General features: G+C 72.9%; 17 protein-coding genes and 1 pseudogene. 10 read left to right on the top strand and 8 right to left on the bottom strand.

The genetic code is table 11. From position 1 onward, the window contains the following. The 4 genes from E1165_RS22530 to E1165_RS22515 all read left to right on the top strand — a co-directional run. The coding region (locus E1165_RS22530; RefSeq protein ID WP_132393758.1) for a nitrite/sulfite reductase at positions 1 to 1,687 on the top strand (1,687 nt) is incomplete at its 5' end. After that, positions 1,684 to 1,842, top strand: coding sequence for an IS1 family transposase (locus E1165_RS22525; protein ID WP_132393757.1), 159 nt, complete (start codon positions 1,684 to 1,686; stop codon positions 1,840 to 1,842). The genes E1165_RS22530 and E1165_RS22525, both read left to right, overlap by 4 nt. Then, complete coding sequence (locus E1165_RS22520) at positions 1,839 to 2,600, top strand: phosphoadenylyl-sulfate reductase (RefSeq protein WP_132393756.1); 762 nt, start codon at positions 1,839 to 1,841, stop codon at positions 2,598 to 2,600. Before E1165_RS22525 ends, E1165_RS22520 begins: the two co-directional genes overlap by 4 nt. Next, positions 2,582 to 3,367 (top strand): CbiX/SirB N-terminal domain-containing protein, encoded by a 786-nt coding sequence (locus E1165_RS22515; protein WP_207917008.1) that lies wholly within the window; start codon positions 2,582 to 2,584, stop codon positions 3,365 to 3,367. Before E1165_RS22520 ends, E1165_RS22515 begins: the two co-directional genes overlap by 19 nt. 101 nt (positions 3,368 to 3,468) lie before the next feature. Here the strand turns inward: E1165_RS22515 and E1165_RS22510 are convergent, their stop codons facing one another. After that, entirely contained in the window at positions 3,469 to 3,726 is a 258-nt protein-coding gene (locus E1165_RS22510; protein ID WP_073834718.1) for a WhiB family transcriptional regulator, read from the bottom strand. A 440-nt stretch (positions 3,727 to 4,166) separates the two neighbouring features. Further along, positions 4,167 to 5,117 carry a diacylglycerol kinase family protein gene (locus E1165_RS22505; protein ID WP_132393754.1) on the bottom strand — a complete coding sequence of 317 codons (951 nt, stop codon included), beginning with the start codon at positions 5,115 to 5,117 and terminating at the stop codon, positions 4,167 to 4,169. Positions 5,118 to 5,159: 42 nt separating this feature from the next. Between E1165_RS22505 and E1165_RS22500 the strand changes: the two genes are divergently transcribed. Then, a complete protein-coding gene (locus tag E1165_RS22500) occupies positions 5,160 to 5,549 on the top strand; it encodes a hypothetical protein (protein ID WP_132393753.1) in 390 nt (129 codons plus the stop codon). A 26-nt stretch (positions 5,550 to 5,575) separates the two neighbouring features. On the opposite strand, the gene E1165_RS22495 is transcribed toward E1165_RS22500, so the two are convergent. The 3 genes from E1165_RS22495 to sodN all read right to left on the bottom strand — a co-directional run bounded on the left by E1165_RS22495 (position 5,576) and on the right by sodN (position 6,941). Continuing rightward, positions 5,576 to 5,983 carry an anti-sigma regulatory factor gene (locus E1165_RS22495; protein ID WP_132393752.1) on the bottom strand — a complete coding sequence of 136 codons (408 nt, stop codon included), beginning with the start codon at positions 5,981 to 5,983 and terminating at the stop codon, positions 5,576 to 5,578. Further along, positions 5,980 to 6,471 (bottom strand): GNAT family N-acetyltransferase, encoded by a 492-nt coding sequence (locus tag E1165_RS22490; protein WP_132393759.1) that lies wholly within the window; start codon positions 6,469 to 6,471, stop codon positions 5,980 to 5,982. The genes E1165_RS22495 and E1165_RS22490 overlap by 4 nt, the downstream gene beginning before the upstream one ends. Before the next feature lie 65 nt (positions 6,472 to 6,536). Further along, entirely contained in the window at positions 6,537 to 6,941 is a 405-nt protein-coding gene (sodN, locus tag E1165_RS22485; RefSeq protein ID WP_132186416.1) for a superoxide dismutase, Ni, read from the bottom strand. A gap of 83 nt (positions 6,942 to 7,024) precedes the next feature. Between sodN and E1165_RS22480 the strand changes: the two genes are divergently transcribed. From E1165_RS22480 to E1165_RS22470, 3 genes are all read left to right on the top strand, one after another. Continuing rightward, positions 7,025 to 7,366, top strand: a complete 342-nt coding sequence (locus E1165_RS22480; protein ID WP_132393751.1) for a S24 family peptidase — start codon at positions 7,025 to 7,027, stop codon at positions 7,364 to 7,366. 140 nt (positions 7,367 to 7,506) lie between these two features. Then, positions 7,507 to 8,685, top strand: a complete 1,179-nt coding sequence (locus tag E1165_RS22475) for an NADP-dependent malic enzyme (RefSeq protein WP_132393750.1) — start codon at positions 7,507 to 7,509, stop codon at positions 8,683 to 8,685. 73 nt (positions 8,686 to 8,758) lie between these two features. Beyond that, on the top strand, positions 8,759 to 9,712 hold the full coding sequence (locus E1165_RS22470) for a zinc-binding dehydrogenase (protein WP_132393749.1): 954 nt from the start codon (positions 8,759 to 8,761) through the stop codon (positions 9,710 to 9,712). A gap of 36 nt (positions 9,713 to 9,748) precedes the next feature. Here the strand turns inward: E1165_RS22470 and E1165_RS22465 are convergent, their stop codons facing one another. Continuing rightward, positions 9,749 to 10,717 carry a dienelactone hydrolase family protein gene (locus E1165_RS22465; RefSeq protein WP_132393748.1) on the bottom strand — a complete coding sequence of 323 codons (969 nt, stop codon included), beginning with the start codon at positions 10,715 to 10,717 and terminating at the stop codon, positions 9,749 to 9,751. A 176-nt stretch (positions 10,718 to 10,893) separates the two neighbouring features. Here E1165_RS22465 and E1165_RS29130 point away from each other — a divergent pair, with 176 nt between their 5' ends. After that, a complete protein-coding gene (locus tag E1165_RS29130; protein WP_165945292.1) occupies positions 10,894 to 11,067 on the top strand; it encodes a hypothetical protein in 174 nt (57 codons plus the stop codon). A 131-nt stretch (positions 11,068 to 11,198) separates the two neighbouring features. Here the strand turns inward: E1165_RS29130 and E1165_RS29125 are convergent, their stop codons facing one another. Then, a complete protein-coding gene (locus E1165_RS29125) occupies positions 11,199 to 11,345 on the bottom strand; it encodes a hypothetical protein (protein WP_165945291.1) in 147 nt (48 codons plus the stop codon). A 205-nt stretch (positions 11,346 to 11,550) separates the two neighbouring features. Here E1165_RS29125 and E1165_RS22460 point away from each other — a divergent pair, with 205 nt between their 5' ends. Further along, positions 11,551 to 16,311: a glycoside hydrolase family 2 TIM barrel-domain containing protein gene (locus E1165_RS22460; RefSeq protein WP_132393747.1), complete on the top strand. Its 4,761-nt coding sequence runs from the start codon at positions 11,551 to 11,553 to the stop codon at positions 16,309 to 16,311. Positions 16,312 to 16,381: 70 nt separating this feature from the next. Here E1165_RS22460 and E1165_RS22455 read toward each other — a convergent pair. After that, positions 16,382 to 16,819: pseudogene (locus tag E1165_RS22455) on the bottom strand (acetate kinase); the annotation flags it as partial.

Genomic DNA, 16,819 nt, shown 5'->3' with positions numbered 1-16,819 from the left:
CCCCAGCACCCCGACGGCGCCGGCCGCCCGCGCACCCCGCCGCGCCCGCGGTGAGGGGCAGTGGGCGCTCGGGCACCGCGAGCCGCTCAACGCCAACGAGCGGATCAAGAAGGACGACAACCCGCTGAACGTGCGGGCCCGGATCGAGAACATCTACGCCCACCGGGGCTTCGCCTCCATCGACCCGCAGGACCTGCGTGGCCGGTTCCGCTGGTGGGGGCTCTACACGCAGCGTAGGGCGGGCATCGACGGCGGGCGTATGGCCGTGCTGGAGCCGCACGAGCTGGAGGACGAGTTCTTCATGCTCCGGGTCCGGGTCGACGGCGGGCAGCTCAACCTGGCCCAGCTGCGGGTGGTCGCCGACATCTCCCGCGAGTTCGCCCGGGACACCGCCGACATCACCGACCGGCAGAACATCCAGTACCACTGGATCCGGGTCGAGGACATGCCGGAGATCTGGCGTCGACTGGAGTCGGTCGGTCTGCAGACCACCGAGGCGTGCGGTGACTGCCCGCGCATCGTGCTCGGCAGCCCGGTCGCCGGGGTGGCCGAGACGGAGCTGGTCGACCCGACCCCCGCCATCGACGAGATCGTCCGGCGGTACGTCGGCGACAAGGCGTACTCCAACCTGCCACGGAAGTTCAAGACCTCGATCTCCTGGCTGGTCGACACCCCGTACGAGGCCAACGACATCGCCCTCCTCGGGGTGGACCACCCGGAGCACGGCCCGGGCTTCGACGTCTGGGTCGGCGGCGGGCTCTCCACCAACCCGATGCTGGCACAGCGGCTCGGCGTCTGGGTGCCGCTGGCCGAGGTGCCGGACGTCTGGGCCGGCGTGGTCGGCATCTTCCGTGACTACGGCTACCGCCGGCTGCGCAGCCGGGCCCGGCTGAAGTTCCTGGTCGCCGACTGGGGCGTCGAGAAGTTCCGGGAGGTGCTGGAGAAGGAGTACCTCGGCCGCACCCTGCTGGACGGCCCCGCCCCGCAGCTGCCGGATAAGCCGGTCGACCACATCGGCGTGCACCGGCAGCGCGACGGGCTCAACTTCGTCGGGGCCGCCCCGGTGGTGGGGCGGGTCTCCGGCACCCAGCTGGCCCGGCTCGCCGACGTGGTCGAGGCGCACGGCAGCGACCGGGTGCGGCTCACCCCGTACCAGAAGCTGCTGGTGCTCGACGTGGCACCGGAGCGGACGGAGTCCCTGGTCGAGGCGCTGCGCGGGATCGGTCTGGAGGCCCGCCCGTCGGCCTGGCGGCGCGGCACCATGGCCTGCACCGGCATCGAGTACTGCAAGCTCGCCATCGTCGAGACCAAGCGACGCGGCGAGGAACTGGTGGCCCGGCTCGAGCAACGGCTGCGCGACTTCGACGCCGACATCTCCATCCACATCAACGGCTGCCCGAACGCGTGCGCCCGCACTCAGGTCGCCGACATCGGCCTCAAGGGCCAACTGGTGATGGGCCCGGACGGCCGCCAGGTGGAGGGCTTCCAGGTGCACCTCGGCGGCGGCCTGGGCATGGCGCAGGGGCAGACCGCCGGGTTCGGCCGCAAGTTGCGCGGCCTGAAGACCACCGCCGACGAGCTTCCCGAGTACGTGGAACGACTGGCTAGCCGCTACCTGGCGAGCCGTACCGAGGGCGAGACGTTCGCCAACTGGGCGATCAGGGTCGACGAGGAGGAACTGCGTTGAGTGCGACACGATCCGCGCCTCTCTACTGCCCCTACTGCGGTGAGGAGGACCTGCGGCCGAACGAGGCCGGGCACGGCGCCTGGGAGTGCCACGCCTGCGCTCGGGTCTTCACCGTGCGGTTCACCGGCCTGCTCAGCAAGGCGGTGGCCCGATGAAGCTGCTCTCCGCGACGAACCTGGGCCTGGTCGGGCCGGGCGGCCCGCAGCCGGCTGACCCCACCCGCCGCGACCCCGAGGACCTGCGTGTGCTGGCCGAGCGGGCGGGCCGCGAGCTGGAGGGCGCTCCGGCGCTGGAGATCGCCCGCTGGGCGGCTGAGACCTTCGGCGACCGGTTCTGCGTCACCAGCTCGATGGCGGACGCCGTCCTCGCCCACCTGGTGTCCCGGGTCGCCCCCGGGGTCGACGTGGTCTTCCTCGACACCGGGCTGCACTTCCCGGAGACCCTCAGGGTCCGCGACGAGGTGGCCCGCCGGCTGCCGGTGAACGTCCGGTCGATCCGGCCCCGGCAGACCGTCGGCCAGCAGGACGGCGAGTACGGCCCCCGGCTGTTCAACCGGTCGCCGGACGACTGCTGCCAGCTGCGCAAGGTCGAACCGCTGGAGCGAGCCCTCGCGGGGTACGACGCCTGGGCGGCGGGGCTGCGCCGGGACGAGTCGCCCACCCGGGCGAACACGCCGGTGGTGACCTTCGACGCCCGGCGGGGGAAGGTGAAGGTCAACCCGATCGCCGCCTGGACCCAGGCCGACGTCGACTCCTACATCGCCCGGCACGACATCCCGGTCAACGAGCTGTTCAGCCGCGGCTACGGCTCGATCGGCTGCTGGCCGTGCACCCGGCGTACGAAGGCCGGGGAGGATCCGCGGGCCGGCCGGTGGGCCATGTTCGAGAAGACCGAGTGCGGTCTGCACGTCTGAGCGGGCCGGGCGCTTCTCCGGCGGCCGGCGTGGCCGACCGTACGCCGGTGGTGCTGGTCGCGCACGGTAGCCGGGACCACCGGGCGGCGGAGGCCACCCGGGCGCTCGCCCGGGCCGTCGAGGCGGCCCGTCCCGGCACGGTGGTGCTGCCGAGCTGGCTGGACCACACCGACCCCGGGCCGACCGAGGTGCTGCGCGGCCTAGCGGCTGCCGGGCACGCCGAGGCGGTGGTGGTGCCGCTGTTGCTCACCGCCGCGTACCACCGGCGGGTGGACGTCCCGGCGGCGGTGGCGGCGGCCCGTGAGTCGGCCCCGGAGCTGGCGGTACGGGTCACCGACGTGCTGGGGCCGGCGGACGGCTCGGTGGACCCCGGGCTGTTGGCCGGACTGCGTCGACGGTTGGCGGAGGTGGAGCCGGGCGGGGTCGACGCGCTGGTGCTGGCGGCGGCGGGCACCCGCGTCGCCCGGGCGCGGGCCTCGGTGGGTCGGGTCGCCGCGGCGCTGGCCGCCGAGTTCGCGGTGCCCTGCACCGTCTCGTACGCCTCGGCGGCCCCGCCCACGGCCGACGTGGCGGTGGCCCGGCTGCGGGCGGAGGGGGCCCGGCGGGTGGCGGTGCTGGGCTACTTCCTTGCGCCGGGGCTCTTCCACGACGGGGTGGTGGCGGCGGCGCGCGGTGCCGGTGCGGTCGCGGTCAGCGAGCCGCTCACCGATGCTCCCGAGCTGGCCGATCTGGTGCTGCGTCGGGTGGACGCGTCCGTCCCGGTGTGACGGGACGATCATCGTGATCAGCGGGCGGGGTGGCAGCGGATGCGCGGAGAGCGCAACGCCCCGGCCGGTGGAACCCGGCCGGGGCGTACGGCTGTGGTGGGTCAGGCGGAGTGAGCGCGCAGCACCCGGAGGCCGCCGCGGCGCTTCACCGCGCGACGTTCCTCCTCGCTCATCCCGCCCCAGACGCCGGCGTCCTGGCCGGACTCCAGCGCCCACTGGAGGCACTGGTCGGTCACAGGGCAGCGCCGGCAGACGGCCTTCGCCTGCTCCACCTGCAGGAGGGCCGGACCGGACGTCCCGATCGGGAAGAACAGCTCCGGGTCCTCGTCGCGGCAGACGGCATCGTGGCGCCAGTCCATGGCGGCAACACTCCTCATTCTGGATGGGTGGCAGATAACGCTGGTGCTTTTCCTTTATGCGTCCGCAGTGCCGGTCGTGACGGTTCGCGCCCGACTATTCAGCAATGCGTGAGCAGGCTTGTTCAACCCCGGGACCTGCTGGAACGCTCGGCTTGCCGAGCGTGCCCTGGCAATGTCCCGGTCACTCAAGTTCGCTTGTGAATACTTTCACGAACGCTGTCGATGTCAAGGGTGACGCGAGGAAAAACTCCGCACGGTGAGCAAGCTCACGACCCCTTTGTCCGCATTTGTGGCACCCGCGGTTACCCGGCGTGCCACAGTCGATAGTCAATATAGTACAGTCCGCGTGACAATGCTGACATTTCCGGCACCACCCTCCGTCTGCGGCGCCACCGCTCCGTGCGGTGTAACGATCGCCGACCTAGGGCGTTACCCGAGACCTAGCAGATTACTCTCAGTGCCTCGGGAACGGAGGAAAATCTGACCTTTTCTCGTTCGCCGAGGTAGTCGCCGTCGACCTGGAATGCCTGAGGGCGGTTGCTGACCAGGGTGAACTCGGGGACATCGTGCAGCCGCAGCACCTGCTTGCCGTGCGGATCCGGGTCGCGGGAGAGGAATTGCGTCACTGTCCGTGTAGTGCTGGCCACCCGGAGCTGCCGCAGCGCCAAGACATCCAGGCCGAGGTCGAAGGACGCCTCGGGATTCGGATTGATCTCCCGCTCGCCGAGGTAGGTCCACGGGGCGCAGTTCTGGATGATGACCGTCGCCAGCTCGCCCTCGGCGGGCTCGCCCGGGCGCTCCAGCGAGATCGCCGGGTGCCGGCGGTCCGAGTCGAAGAAGTACTGGCTCAACGTGGCGCGGAAGTAGAGCGCGGGCGTGGACACGCGGCCCCGCCTGCGAGCCTGCTCCACGCGGTGGATCACCGCGGCGTCCACGCCGAAGCCGGCACAGAAGGTGAAGTAGCGCTCGTCCGCCTGGCCCAGCCCGATCGTCCGGGACCGGCCCAGCCGCAGCCCCTCCAGGATCATGCTGGTGCCCTCCGGCCACTCCCGGGGCAGCCCCAGGGCGCGGGCGAAGACGTTGGTCGAACCGCCCGGTACCGTCGCCAGCGCGGGCAGCCGGTCGGCGCGGGCACCACCGGTGCGGATCGTTGGCGGCTCGGCCGTCATCAGGCCGTTCACCACCTCGTTGACCGTGCCGTCGCCACCGAGCGTGACGACGAGGTCGACTCCCTCTTCGGCCGCCTCCCGGGCCAGGTCGGTGGCGTGCCCGCGACGGCGGGTGTACCGCACCGACAGGTCTACTTCGCTGCGTAGCGCCCGGACCAGGACGTCCCGGCTGCGCTCGCTGGTGGTGGTGGCCTTCGGATTGACCACCAGGACGGCCCGCATGGGCGGCACTGTACCGCGATCGTCCCCGGGTATCGTGGCCGCGTGACGCGCGACTCCGACCCGGTGCCCGACACCCTCCGTTGGGCGGTACGGCTGCTGCGGGGTGAGGCCGCCGCTCTGGCGCTGCTCGCCGGCTGGCTGATCTGGGCCGACCTGACCGCCACCAGGACCGACCTGGTGTCGGCGCTCATCGTGACCGGGTTCGCGATCGGTGCCGCCGCCGTGCTCTGGGTCCTCGGTGGAGCGCTGGCCCGCCGGCGGGCCGGTGCCCGGGCACCGGCGATCGTGCTCCAGCTGATGCTGCTGCCGGTCGGCTGGTTCATGGTCCAGGCCGGGTCGGGTTGGCTGGGGGTGCCGCTGATGGCGCTCGGCGTCGGTGTCTGCGCGCTGCTGCTCAGCCCGCCCACGACGCGGGCACTCGGCTTCGGGTGACGACGGCTGCGCCCCTCCGGTGACGGTCAGTAGCCGGAGGAACGGCGGGTCAGCAGCGAGATGGTGGCCCGCCCGTCGGCCGATTGAGCGGCGGCGGCGGTGGTCAGCGCGGTGAGCACCTTCCAGGCGAACGAGGACTCCGACGGCAGCGCCGCACCGCGCACGATCGGCACGGTCACCTCGACGGCGAGCGCGTCCTCGGTGACCGCGAACCGGCACTCCAGCTCGGCGTCGCGGGTGGCGATGGCGAGCAGCATGGCACACGCCTCGTCCACCGCGATACGCAGATCCTCGATCTCGTCCAGGGCGAACTGGAGGCGAGCCGCGAGCCCCGCGGTGGCGGTGCGCAGCACACCGAGGTAGCCGCCGTCGGCGGGCACGGTGAGGTGCACCACGTCGTCGTCAGTGGTCGGTTGCCCGGTCAGTTGAGTCACACCGCATCCCCCCGGTCGGGGACTCTACCCGCCCAGCCGTTCCGTCGGGCGGGGGCCGCCTCCGCCTGCGCGGCGAGCGCGTGCAGCGCCGGCCCGCTGAGCCGGTACGGCACCCACTCGTCAAGCTGGACGGCCCCCACAGAGGCGTAGAACCGGGCGGCCGGATTCCAGTCGATCATCGACCATTCGAGGCGCTGGTAGCCGCGCTCCACGCAGATCGTGGCCAACGTGGCCAGCAGCAGCCGGCCCGTGCCGGTGCCCCGGTACGGCGGGCGGACGTAGAGATCCTCCAGGTAGATCCCGTGCACCCCGGCCCAGGTGGAGAAGTTGAGGAACCAGAGCGCGAAGCCCACCGGCTCGTCGTCGGCGTCGACCGCCACGTGCCCGAACAGGGCGGGGGACGGGCCGAACAGGGCCTCGGCCAGCTGCTCCGCGGTCAGCCGGCACCGGTCGGCGGCGCGCTCGAAGTCGGCGAGTTCGTGCACCATCGCGACGACGGCCGGCACGTCCCGGGGACGTGCCGGCCGGATCGACGGCGGCGGGGAAGCCTGGCTCACGCCTGCTTGGTCTCCCAGAAGATCTTGGAGATCTCGTCGATCTTCTGGAGCAGCTCGTCGGCCTTCGACGGGTCGGTCCCACCCTTGGCACCGGCCGCGCCGGCCAGCTTGGTGGCCTCGTTGAACAGCTGGTGCAGGTGCGGGTACTTCTCGAAGTGGGCCGGCTTGAAGTAGTCGGTCCAGAGCACCCACAGGTGGTGCTTGACCAGGTCGGCGCGCTGCTCCTTGATCAGAATAGCCCGGGTGCGGAACTCCGGGTCGGTGTTGGCCTGGTACTTCTCGCAGATCGCCTTGACCGACTCGGCCTCGATTCGGGCCTGCGCCGGGTCGTACACGCCGCAGGGCAGGTCACAGTGGGCACTGGCGGTGACACGGGGCGAGAGGATGCGGGGAAGTCGCATCAGAGTCCTCCACGGGATGTTTGCGATGATCCAAGCCGACATTACTCCTGGGACGTCCCCGATAGGGGCGGAGGGGAAACCTGATGACGCGCGAGTCCGCGCGGCTGCGCCGCCCGCTGGCCGCAGTCGGGGTGACCGGCCCGTCGATGTCGCCCACCCTGCGGCACGGTGACGCGCTGCTGGTCCGCGTCGGCGGCCGGGCCGTCCGCGCCGGAGACGTCGTGGTCGCGGTCTTCCGTACCCGCCCCGACCTGCTCGTGGTCAAGCGCGCGGTCCGTCCGCAGGACGGCGGTTGGTGGGTACGCGGCGACAACGACCTGGTCACCGACGACTCCCGGGCGTACGGCGTGGCCGACGTGCTGGGCCGGGTGGTGCTGCGCTACTGGCCGCGCCCCGGCCGGGTGCCCCGCCGGCGCGAGTTATGACCCTGCTCACATGCTGGTACGAGGGGCCTGACTACACTCGGAAAGTGCCTGGGTGACCCCCGCACCGCGCGCCGCCGTCGACGCCTCACCTCGTGCCTCGCGCCGGCCGCTCCGTCTGCTCGACAGATCCTGGAGTCACCATGTCTGCGTCCACCGTGGATCCCGCTGATCCCGTCTTCCGGCTGCACGTCGGCGGCAAGCTGGCCGTCGCCTCGACCGTTCCGCTGACCAGCCGGGAGGACCTCTCCCTCGCGTACACCCCGGGCGTGGCCCGGGTCTGCGAGGCGATCGCCGCCGACCCGGCCCTGGTCGACGACTACACGTGGGTGTCGCACACCGTCGCGGTCGTCACCGACGGGTCGGCCGTGCTCGGGCTGGGCAACATCGGCCCCCGTGCCGCGCTGCCGGTCATGGAGGGCAAGGCGGTGCTGTTCAAGCAGTTCGCGGGGGTCGACGCGGTACCGATCTGCCTGGACACCCAGGACACCGACGAGATCGTGACGGCGGTGAAGATGCTCGCGCCGTCCTTCGGTGGCATCAACCTGGAGGACATCAGCGCCCCGCGCTGCTTCGAGATCGAACGCCGGTTGGACGAGGAACTGTCCATCCCGGTCTTCCACGACGACCAGCACGGCACGGCGATCGTCGTGCTGGCCGCGCTGCGCAACGCGGCGACCCTGCTCCACCGCAAGCTGGGAGACCTGCGGGTGACGGTCAGTGGCGCGGGCGCGGCCGGGGTGGCCGTCACCCACATGCTGGTCGCGGGTGGGGTCAACCCGGAGCAGGTGGTGGTCTGCGACTCCCGGGGGATCATCGGCCGGCACCGCGCCGACCTGACCGAGACCAAGGCGTACCTGGCCGAGATCACCAACACCGGGGGGCGCGAGGGTGACATCACCGAGGCGCTGCGCGGCGCCGACGTGCTGATCGGCGTCTCCGGTGGGGAGATCCCGGAGGAGGCGGTGGCCGGAATGGCCCCCGGCGGCATCGTCTTCGCCCTGGCCAACCCGACCCCGGAGGTGCACCCGGAGGTGGCGGCCCGGCACGTCGCGGTGGTCGCCACCGGGCGCAGTGACTACCCCAACCAGATCAACAACGTGTTGGCCTTCCCCGGCGTGTTCCGGGGCGCGCTGGACGCCCGGGCCACCCGGATCACCGACGGGATGAAGGTGGCGGCGGCCGACGCGATCGCCGGAGTGGTGGCCGAGTCACTGACCGCCGACGCGATCGTGCCCTCCCCGCTCGACCCCCGGGTCGCCCCGGCGGTGGCGCGGGCGGTCGCCGAGGCGGCCCGGCGCGACGGCGTCGCCCGAGCCTGACCGGCCAAGAAGGGCCCGAGCGGATCCGCCCGGGCCCTTCTTGGCGTTCGTTTCCCTTGTTACGGTGCGGATCATGCGTGCCGCCTATGCCTCCCGCTTCGACGCCGACCACCCGCTCGCCGCGCTCGCCGTCGGCGAGCGTCCCGAGCCGACCCGCCCCGACGGGAGCTGGGTCACCGTGCAGGTCCGGGCCAGCTCGCTCAACCACCACGACATCTGGTCGCTGCGCGGAGTGGGGCTGAGCGCCGACCAACTCCCGATGATCCTCGGCTGCGACGCCGTCGGCACCGACCCGGACGGCCGTGAGGTGGTCATCTACCCGGTGGTGCCCACCCCCGGCGACCCGAGGGGCGTCTCCATCCTCTCCGAGCACTTCCCCGGCACCCTGGCCGAGCGGGTGGCCGTACCCCGGATGAACCTGCTGCCGTTGCCGGCCGGACTGTCGGCCACCGACGCGGCCTGCCTGCCGACGGCCTGGCTGACCGCGTGGCGGATGCTGACCACCAAGGGGCGGGTGGACGAGGGCGAGTCGGTGCTGGTGCAGGGCGCGGGCGGGGGCGTGGCCACCGCGGCCGTCGCGCTCGGTGTCGCGCTCGGCAAGCGGGTGTACGCGACCAGCCGGGACGCCCGCAAGCGGGAGCGGATCGCCGAGCTGGGGGCGACCGCGCTGGAGCCGGGGGCGCGCCTGCCCGAGCGGGTCGACGTGGTGATCGAGACGGTCGGCGCGGCCACCTTCGACCACTCGCTCAAGTCCGCCGCGCCGATGGCCCGGATCGTGGTCTCCGGGGCGACCGCCGGGCACGAGCCGAAGGTCAACCTGCGCCGGGTCTTCGCCATGCAGTTGGAGATCCTGGGTACCTCGATGGGCACCCCGGACGAGCTGACCGAGCTGCTGGCCTTCTGCGCCGAGCAGGAGATCCACCCGGTGGTGGACAGCGTCGTCCCGTTCAGCAGGGTGGAGGAGGCGTTCGCCCGGCTGCACTCCGGCGAGGTCTTCGGCAAGGTCGTCGTCGACCACACCGCCTGAGGCGCGACCCGGGACCGCCGGGTCAACCGCGCCGGGTCACAGCCGGTCGTCGAGGGTGGCGATGCCACCGCGGGCGGCGTCGGCGGGGATGCCGGCCTTGGCCTTCTCGTCGCCGTACAGGGTCCAGCGAAGGAACCCGACGGTGGTGTCGGAGACCACCCGCAGCGCCGCGTCGTCGGCAAGCAGCGCCCGGCCGTGGTCACCGTTGGGCAGGCTGAGCATGGCCTTCGGCCACGGCACGGCGTCGTAGACCGCCTTGCCGGCGGCGTACTTCACCACCTCGTCGGCCTCGCCGTGCACGAAGAGCAGCGGCGCGGCGGCGCCGGCGAACGCCGTGCCCACCCCGAGGGCGGTGCCGGCGAAGACCACGCCCGCGTCCAGTCGTTTGTCCCGGCTGGCCGTGAAGAGCCCGATGGTGGTCACCCCGCCGGCCGAGTGCCCGGCCGCCGCCACCCGGTCGGTGGCGAGCCGGCCGCGCAGCGGGTCGTCCGCCTTCGCGTCCAGCGCCAGGACCTGGTCCAGCACGTACGAGACGTCGGCGGGCTGGTTCAGCACGTCGAGCACGTTGCTGTCGGTGCCCCGGCTGGTGTGCGGGAAGGCGGGCGCGGCGACCACGAACCCGGCCGCCGTCCACCTTGTGAGCAGCGCCGCGTAGTCGTCCGGCCGCCCGCCCAGGCCGTGGCTGAACATCACCAACGGGAACCGGCCGTCCGCCGCCGTCGCGCCGCGCTTCGGCGCCTTGCCGGCGTCACCCGCGGCCGGGTACCAGATGGTCACCGGCAGCGGCCGGTCGCCGCCACGGTTCAACCTCAGCAGGCGTACGCCGACGGCGAAGGTCTCGCTCGGCGCGGTGCCGGCGGGTACCCGCGGGGCCGGGGTGGTCGCCCTGGGCGGCTCCGACGGCGCGGTCGGCCGGGCGGTCGGGGCGGGCGCGGTCGAGCAGCCGGTGAGTGCGGCGGCGAGCAGTGCGGTGGCGAGCAGCATCGGGGCACGGCGACGGAACATGGAGACGATTGTGCCCCCGTCGGTGAAGTGCCCGGCGACCCGTCACCCCACCGTGCCCCGTGGGGGCACGCTCGCCGACCGGCCGGGCCGGTCCGGCTGCACCGCGCGGGGCGGGCAGGTCACGTTCGGTACGCGGGGGCCGGTGCGGTCCGGGCTCCTTCGCTAGGGTCACCGGCATGTCTGACGGATACGTGGACCCCAGCGGCAACACCGAGCAGTTCCGTGCCTTCGCGACCTCCCCGGACTCCACGGCAGTGGCCGAGTCGCCGTCCCGGCTGCCGTTGGTGCTCGGCGTGGCCGTGGTCGGGGTGCTGCTGGTCGCCGTGGCGACCTGGCTCGCCCTGAGCTGAGCCGGCCTTCCCCCCGGCCGCACGGCGTGTTGTGCTGTCGCCGTGCGGCCGGTGGGCCCGTGCGGGCCGGGCTGTCGCTGTCCTGCCCGGCCGGACAACAGCTCTGCTGGGGTGGCCCGGTGACCGGTGGGTCAGCCGGTGATCACCGGCCAGGCGTAGGCGAGCAGGGCGAACGCGGCGCCCAGCAGCGCCAGCGAGATGCCGCGGGTGCGGATCGGCAGCGCCGCGAGCGCGATCAGGATGATCGCGACGAGGTAGAGGAACGCCTGGATCGACACGACGAGCTCCCTGAGTGGTGAGATTGATGGCGGCCGACTTGTACCCGGCCGGCCGCCCGGCGGAAACCTCGTGTCGGGTTCCGTGTCATCCTGTCGACACCCTTGTATATGGCTGTTCGCCAATGTTAGAAACTGTGCGGCGATGTCGTTTCAGTTTCGGTTCTGTTAGGCGATGTCGTCAGTGACCGCGACCTGGGAGCAGACGATGTCTCACGCCCGACCGGACCTGGCCCACCGCGCAGGACCACCACGCCGCGCGGCCACCCGCGCCGCCCTCGCCCTTGCCCTCGCCCTCGGCCCGGCAGCCCTGCCCGGGCCGGCCACCGCCGCGGCACCCGTGGCCGCCGCGGCACCCGTGGCCGCCGCGGCACCCGTGGCCGCCGCGGCGCACACGGCCGCGGCGGTGGCGCCCGACCCGGCGCCACACACGCTGCCCATCCCGGCCGTCGACCCGAACGGCGGGCCGAAGAACGCCACCGACGTGTACCGCTACCTGGAAGACCCCGGCATGACCGGCGAGGGGCAGCAGCCGCCCCACGCCGACCTGCGGCCCTACCCGGACGTCCGCTCCGCCGTCACCGACGTGACCGCGCACGCCGCCCGCAACCCCGAGGTGACCTCGCTCAACGGCCAGTGGCGACTGAAGATCTTCGACCGCCCGGAGGACGTGCCGACCGGCTTCCCCGCCGTCGACTTCGACGAGCGGACCTTCCCGACGGTGGCCGTGCCGCACACCTGGCAGTCGGACTTCATCGACCACCCGATGTTCCGCAACGTGCCCGAGGAGATCTGGCCGGCAGACCCGCCGAAGGTGCCCCGCGACACCAACCCCACCGGCGCGTACCTGCGCACCGTCCACCTACCCCTGGACTGGGCCGGCGACCAGGTGTTCCTGCGCTTCGAAGGGGCCACCAGCGGCTACTTCGTCTGGGTCAACGGCGGATACGTCGGGTACGACCAGGGCGGGTACACCCCTGCCGAGTTCGACGTCAGCGCCCTGCTCAGGCCGGGGCGCAACCGGATCGCCGTGCAGGTGCACCGCTGGGGCTCCGGCTCCTACCTGGAGGACTACGACCAGTGGCGGTACAGCGGCATCTTCCGGGACGTGACGTTGCGCCGCACCGGTAAGACCTGGCTGCGGGACGCGTACCTCACCACCGACCTGGACGCCGACTACCGGGACGCCACCCTCACCGCCCGGGTCGACGTGGCCCGCGCCGCGACCGGCGCGACCGGCCGGCACACCGTACGCGCGAGGCTGCTGGACCCGAAGGGACGGACGGTGACCACCCTCACCGGCGACCTGGACCTGGCGGCCGACGCCACCGGGGGTCGGGTCACCCTGAGCACGCCGGTGACGAACCCGGCCAAGTGGAGCGCCGAGGAACCCAACCTGCACACCCTCGCCCTGGAACTGCTCGGCCCCGACGGCAGGGCGCAGCACACCACCGCCCAGCCGGTCGGGTTCCGGGAGGTCGAGGTGAGGGACCGGCAGGTGCTGGTCAACGGCGAGCGGATCCTGGTCAAGGGCACCAACCGGGCCGAGACCGACCCGGACACCGGCCGGCACGTCACCCGCAACGCGCAACGCACCGACGTGTTCCTGATGAAGAAGCTGCACATCAACGCGGTCCGGACCTCGCACTACCCGTCCGATCCGTACTTCTACGACCTGGCGGACGAACACGGGCTCTGGGTCGCCGACGAGGTCGACATCGAGACCCACGCCCGCGAGTCGTGCCCGAGCAACTGCCTGGCCGACAAGCCGGAGTGGGCGGCGGCGTTCGCGGACCGGTTCCGGGCGATGGTGGCCCGGGACAGGAACCATCCCAGCGTGATCATGTGGGACACCGGCAACGAGGCCGGGCTCGGCGCGGCCCACCACGCGATGGCCGCGTGGGCGGACGCCAACGAGCCGACCCGCCTGCTCTACCACCAGTCCAACCGGCCCGACGGCGACGCCCCCTTCGCCGACGTGGCCGGCCCGCGCTACCCGACCCCGGCCGCACTGGAGGCCAAGGCGATCGCCGGCACCAAGCCGCAGATCATGGGCGAGTACGCCCACGCGATGGGCAACGGCCTGGGCAACTTCGACCAGTTCTGGGCGCTGGCCCGCAGGTACCCGCAGATCCAGGGCGGGTTCATCTGGGACTGGGCCGAGCAGAACCTGCGCCAACCGCTGGTCCTCACTCCCGACGGGTCACCGAACCGGATCCAGACCTTCCTGGTCGGCAAGCCGGAACCGGCTCCCGGCCGGCCCGGCCGGGGCCAGGCGATCGCCCTGTCGAGCCTGGACGACTTCGTCGACGTGTTCCGGGACCGGCGGCTCGACGTCACCGGGGCCGAACTCACTCTGGACGCCTGGGTGAAGCCCGGCCAGTGGGCGGGCAGCTTCCCGATCCTCACCAAGGGCCAGTCGTACGGGTTGCAGATGCGCGACGCCGACACCCTCGAGTTCGGTGTACGCGCCGGAGCCGGCCGGGCCACGGTCGCCGCCGACGTCCCCGCCGACTGGTACGACACCTGGCACCGGGTCACCGGCGTCTACGACGGTGCCACCCTGCGCCTGCTGATCGACGGCCGAGAGGTCGCCGCCGCCGCCCGTACCGGCACGATCGACCCCGGGCTGTACGAGGTGAACGTCGGCCGTAACGCCGAAACCCAGCAGGACGACCTGCGCACCCGGACCGGGCGTGGGCTCGTCGACGACGTGCGCGTCTACCCGGCCGCGCTCACCGCCACCGACCTGGCCGCCGACCCGGTCGGCCGGGCCGTGCTCGCGCTCGACTTCGACCAATACGACCGCCGGGGCGACTTCCTCAGCCTCGGGCTCAGCCTCTCCGGCACCGACGGTCTGGTCGGCTCCGACCGCTACCTCCAGCCCGAGGTCCAGGAGATGGCCTGGGCGCACGCCCCGATCCGGTTCACCGCCACCGACGCGGCGGCCGGCAAGGTCCGGGTGCACAACGAGCAGCAGGCCGGCGCCCTCCGGGTGAAGTTGAGCTGGGCGCAGCAGGAGATCGACCGTACCCTGCGCGCCGGCAGCCGCATCCTGACCCTGGGGCCCGGGCAGGCCGTCGACCTGGACCTCGGCGCGGCGCCGGCCAACCCGCACGACCGGCAGCGTCACCTCACCCTCACCGCGACCACCACCCGGGACGTGGCGTGGGCGAAGCGCGGCTGGATCGTCGGACAGGACCAGTTCAGCCTGGGCGGCCGGACGGTCCCCGGCGTGCTGCCCGGCCCCGCCCCGACCGGCCCGGCCCCGGAGGCCATCCGCGACGCAGACGTGCTGACCGTTGCCGGTCAGGGGTGGCGCTACCGGTTCGACGCCCGCTCCGGCCTGCTCACCTCGATGCGGGCCGACGGTAGGGAACTGCTGCGCACCGGCCCGCAGCTCGACGTGTACCGCCCGCCGACCAGCAACGAGACCTACAGCTGGGGCACCGACGACCGCCGGATCTGGCACGAGGTGGGGCTGGACCGGCTGCGGAACACGGTGACCGGGTTCGAGACGTCGACCGAGGGTGGCGCGGTGGTCGTCCGGGTGCGGTCGACCTCGGCCGGACCGGGCACGGAGGCGCTGCTGTCGTTCGACCAGACGCAGACCTACCGGATCGACGCCCGGGGCACCGTCACGCTCACCAACGACGTGCAGGCCACGGGCTCCCGGGCCGGTTCGTTGCCCTACCTGCCCCGGGTCGGCGTGGCCATTCAGGTCAACGACGAACTCGACCGGTTCGCCTGGTACGGGCGCGGCCCGCACGAGACGTACAACGACCGGCGTTCCGGCGCGCTGATGGGCGTCTGGAAGTCCACCGTCGAGCAGGAGTACGTGCGCTACTCCCGGCCGCAGGCGTACGGCAACCACACCGACGCCGCCTGGGCCACCCTCAGCGACGGCAGGCGGTCGGGGCTGCTGGTCGGCGGCGACCTGGACGTCAGCGTCACCCCGTACGACGACCTGGACCGGGCCGAGTACGACCACCAACTTCCGCTGGTCCGCAACGACGGCTGGGTGACCCTGCACGCGGCGGCCGGGGAGACCGGCATGGGGGAGACCCCCAACTCGGTGCTCGACCCGTTCCGGGTCTCCCCGACCGCCCGGCACCACCAGGAGCTGGTGCTGCGCCCGCTCAACCACCGCGAGGTCCGGGCCGGCGGCGTGGTCGACTCGCGGGCCGCCGCCCCCTGCCCGCCCGACGTGGCGGTACGCGCCGACGGTGAGGTCGTCGCCGGCACCGCCGAGCCGGTCGAGGTGTCCGTCTCCGCCCGCTGCGCCGACGGCCTGCGCGACGTCACCGCGACGCTGGCCGCCCCGGCGGGCTGGACGGTCACCCCGGCCACCGCCGAGCTGGGCACGGTGGCGGCCGGCACCCCCGCGACGGCGGTGTTCCAGGTCACCGCGCCGGCCGGCGCCGACCTCGGGACGCACCAGCTGACGGCCACGGTCGCCGCCACCTCCGGCGGCGGGTTCCGCGACACGGTGACCGCGACGGCCACCGTACGGACCCCACTGCCGGCCGGTTCGGTCTGGCTCAGCGACCTTGCGTGGGTGGACGAGGCCAACGGTTGGGGTCCGGTCGAGAAGGACCGCAGCAACGCCGAGCAGCCCCGGGGCGACGGCCGGCCGCTCACCATCGGTGGCGTCCGGTACGACAAGGGGTTGGGCGCGCACGCGCAGTCGGTGATCTCCCTGGACCTGGTCGGCCGCTGCACCTCGTTCCGCTCCGACGTGGGGGTCGACGACGAGACCGGCAACGGCGGTTCGGTGGTCTTCGAGGTCTGGGTCGACGGCCAACAGCGGGCACGGACCGGGGTGCTGACCGGTTCGGCCGGACCGGAGCCGCTGACCGTCGACGTGACCGGCGGGCGGCGGCTCGAACTGCGGCTCACCGACGCGGGGGACGGAAACGGCAACGACCACGGCGACTGGGCGGCGGCCCGGCTGGCCTGCGCCGAGTGACCGTCCCGGCGCGGCGGCGACCCGGTCGCCGCCGCGCCGGTGGTCGCGGGGGTGCCGACCGCCGGTGGGCTCAGCGACGCGCCGCGACCACCGCCCGGGTCTCCCGGGCGATCTCCCGCTCCTCGTCGGTGCCGACGACGCAGACGGCGACCTCCGCGCCGTCCGGCGAGACGACCCGGTCGCCGGACCCGCCGTTGCGGCCCGGGTCCACGCGGATGCCGAGCCGCTCCAGGCCGGCCAACGACGCGGCCCGAACCTCGCGGGAGTTCTCACCCACCCCGGCGGTGAAGGTGACCGCGTCCACCACCCCCAGCAGGGCGTAGTACGCCCCCACGTAGCCGGTGATCCTGCGGCAGTAGACGTCGAAGGCGAGCGCGGCGGCCGGATCGCCGGCCTCCCGCCGGGCCAGCACCTCGCGCATGTCGTTGACGCCGGTGAGGCCGAGCAGCCCGCTGCGGTGGTTGAGCAGGTCGTCGATCTCGTCCACCCCCATCCCGCCCTCCCGGCG

Origin of the sequence: Micromonospora sp. KC723 (assembly GCF_004348595.1) — a bacterium.
GTDB lineage: Bacteria > Actinomycetota > Actinomycetes > Mycobacteriales > Micromonosporaceae > Micromonospora.
Note: the sequence above shows the minus strand (reverse complement) of the source record. Positions and strands in the feature narration are given on the sequence as shown.